Below are 940 nucleotides of genomic sequence, written 5' to 3'. Positions count from 1 at the left end.
ATTACATCTTTTGCATGCAGGTCCTGACCATAAACCAGCCCTCCATAAGTGAGCCCAGAGTGCGTATATAACACATCACTTATGCCATTAGCGGGGAAGATTGCGACTGGTTTATTTTTTTTATAAATAATAAGTGATTCATCATTGAATTTTTCTTCATGATACTTAAAAAAATCAATTTTGAATAGAAAGACACCATTTTTTGATGAGTCGACAACTTTATCCCAATCGCAAAAATTTACTTCCGTCAACTTCGATAATTGCATGCTCATACACCGATATACATTTTATAAATACCGTTATCCAAACCATCTACTACAAACCCGCATTTTTTATATAAAAAAAATGCTCTTTGATTTGTTGAAAAAACTTTTAAGGTTAATTTTTTCATTCCATCTCTTTGAGCTACTTGAATAATTTCTTTTATTAAAGTAGTTCCAATCCCTCTTCCCCAATAGGATTTATCCCCGATATATCCCCAATACTCTCCGGTAGTACCTTCTATATTTTTTATTCCAGCAGCCCCTATTTTATGTCCATCATAAACGACTCCATAAATTTTATAATCGCCTCGCGCACCAAGAGTATTATAAAAATTTTTTTGTTGTTCTCGAGTAAAATCCGGGGTCATTGTTAAGTTTTTTATCTCTAAATCATTCAACCAAAACCAGCTGAGTTCAAGAAATTCATCATCATATTTAACTAAACTAAGCATCCGCGCCCCCAGTATTTTTGGCGCTCCCAATATTTTCTAAAAAAACCTCATAATTACGAATATAATCAGATTCGTCATATATTTGATCAGCTAAAACCATCAAAACACAGTCTTCTGTAAATTCGTACATTTCACGCCATATAAATGATTCAATTAATAACCCTTGAGCAGGATTATCCAATAAAATATCAACTTTTTCACAGCCATCGTCTAATAAAAAACGAC

General features: G+C 33.0%; 2 protein-coding genes and 1 pseudogene. All 3 read right to left on the bottom strand.

Going from position 1 to position 940, the window contains the following annotated elements:
- Positions 1–272, bottom strand: a pseudogene (locus tag J5224_RS30440) (GNAT family N-acetyltransferase); the annotation flags it as partial.
- Positions 269–715 carry a GNAT family N-acetyltransferase gene (locus J5224_RS30435; RefSeq protein WP_264628770.1) on the bottom strand — a complete coding sequence of 149 codons (447 nt, stop codon included), beginning with the start codon at positions 713–715 and terminating at the stop codon, positions 269–271. The gene J5224_RS30435 and the pseudogene J5224_RS30440, both read right to left, overlap by 4 nt.
- The coding region (locus J5224_RS30430; RefSeq protein WP_264628769.1) for an FdtA/QdtA family cupin domain-containing protein at positions 708–940 on the bottom strand (233 nt) is incomplete at its 5' end. The genes J5224_RS30435 and J5224_RS30430, both read right to left, overlap by 8 nt.

It is taken from the genome of Candidatus Symbiopectobacterium sp. NZEC135 (assembly GCF_025962695.1).
This window is presented reverse-complemented; position numbering and strand designations above follow the sequence as displayed.